Origin of the sequence: Bartonella sp. AA16NXGY (assembly GCF_042197325.1) — a bacterium.
GTDB lineage: Bacteria > Pseudomonadota > Alphaproteobacteria > Rhizobiales > Rhizobiaceae > Bartonella.
This window is the reverse complement of sequence record NZ_JBHIRR010000046.1, coordinates 1-1,779: the sequence shown is the minus strand read 5'-3', so window position 1 is coordinate 1,779 and position 1,779 is coordinate 1. Positions and strand designations below refer to the sequence as shown.

Here is a 1,779-nt window from a genome sequence, read left to right as displayed (position 1 = left end):
TGGGTTTAGCATTTCTGGGAACGACACGATAAAAAACATTGCCAAGAATGTTTTAAATCACGGCAAAGCCAAGGATGGAGCAGAAGGGGAAACCAAATCTGCTATCAGTGATGGGACTATCATTCTTACTGATACAACTGGACAGAGGGCGATGGGGCAAGATGCTGGACAAATCATTGGCTCTCTCAACCGCAACACCGCAGCAGCCCACCAAGCTGTAGGACAGCTAGATGTCGCACCGCTTGAGGGAGCAGTGCATAATCGCCTAGATATGATCAATGATTTATCGGATGAAGGATTGGGATACTGGGACAAAGTGCGCGAAGTCGCAAATGTCAAAGAGCATCCAGTAGGTGAGATTGCGCATGATGAAAATGGCAATGTCCTCTATTTAACCGATGAAAATGGAGAGTATATAAAAGGCAGTGATGGAAAACCAATAATTCTGTATCGCTATTTAAAACCAGAGGAAGAAAAGCATTTACAAGCTGGTTCTGATGGCAACAGGCGTATGTTCTATAATGGTATTTTTAACACACCAGATGAGGCTGCCTATCGTGCTGTCCAATTAGCTGATAATGCGCATGAACCCCTTTATTTTACATACCACCCACAAGCTAAAGACAGGCTCGTAGAGTATGGGGTAGCAATTTATGAGTATTTTGGGGGGTGGAGTAATTCGGCCAAGAAATTCCAAGATTTTACCTCTCGTTATGGTAATGACAAGGCTATTGTTAGTGCGCATAGTCGTGGTAGCTTAACAGTAGGCAATGGACTGCGTGACTTTGAAAAGCGCGGCATTCACGGTATAGCAGAAAAAACAGATATCTATCTTTTTGGACCAGCGGATCATGCTCGATCTATAGCGAATGCATTATATGTCGTAAGCGATGGCAAAAATGATCATGTTTACTTACAAAGCCATGCATCTGACCCCATTAGCACGTTGTTTGGTTACAATGCACCTACTTTTTATAAAGTACCTTTAAATCTAGATGTTTCACTTTTGGAGAAAGGTATAAAAAATCCTTTATATATGACGCTGTTTGTAGGAACCAGTTTATTGACTACAGCAACCTCTCCATTGATAGAGGGAGGGAGGGCGTTAGGCGGGTATGATCCTAGTCCCCATAATTGTTATGGTGATGCAAGTAAAGCGTGTATAACTAATTATGGAATACCGCCTACTAAACAAATTAATTCAACTTATTCAATTTTAGAGCATTTATGGAAGAAAAAATGAGACAAATTTTGAAATTATTGAGTGGTATAGTCCTATTAAGTGTAGCTGGATGTGACATTGAAAACATTGATAAGCCTCCTCCAGAGTATGTGAGTATGTGGGAGAAGGTAGGTGCAGATTCTACTGAAGTAGGAAAAGCCTTGTTAGAATGCGGAATGCCAAGCATTTTTGATATTGATTCAGAAAACAGAAAGCTTAGTATTAATGAGGATGCAACAATTTATGCTTGCATGGTTCAATCAGGATTCCATTATAAAGGGAGAGGAAACTGGTGTTATACATTTAGAGAAGAAAACCTTCCCATTTGTCAGCCTGGTGCTGTCATTCCGAAGAGAAGTGTCGAAAAGCGCTTAAACAGCCCGTTTTGTAAAAGAAGTCCAGTACAACCTGAATGCAAGCCTTAAGTGATGATCAACAATCCGCCATCCTTGCCTTCGCTTGGAATGGTGGGATTGTTTTCTCAACCAATCATCTCAATATTGTTCACCGTTGTTTTAAGCAGCGGTGACAGGAAATATCAACAGGTTTATGAGCTC

1 protein-coding gene and 1 pseudogene are annotated in these 1,779 nt (G+C 41.0%); both read left to right on the top strand.

The features are described 5' to 3' along the window. Positions 1-1,243: pseudogene (locus ACFINK_RS09235) on the top strand (hemagglutinin repeat-containing protein); the annotation flags it as partial. After that, positions 1,240-1,647: a hypothetical protein gene (locus tag ACFINK_RS09230; protein ID WP_041581383.1), complete on the top strand. Its 408-nt coding sequence runs from the start codon at positions 1,240-1,242 to the stop codon at positions 1,645-1,647. The pseudogene ACFINK_RS09235 and the gene ACFINK_RS09230, both read left to right, overlap by 4 nt. Positions 1,648-1,779 lie beyond the last annotated feature (132 nt).

Excerpts from the sequence above, each read along its gene's own strand:
- ACFINK_RS09230 (WP_041581383.1), top strand. The coding sequence starts at position 1,240 with ATGAGACAAATTTTGAAATTATTGAGTGGTATAGTCCTATTAAGTGTA.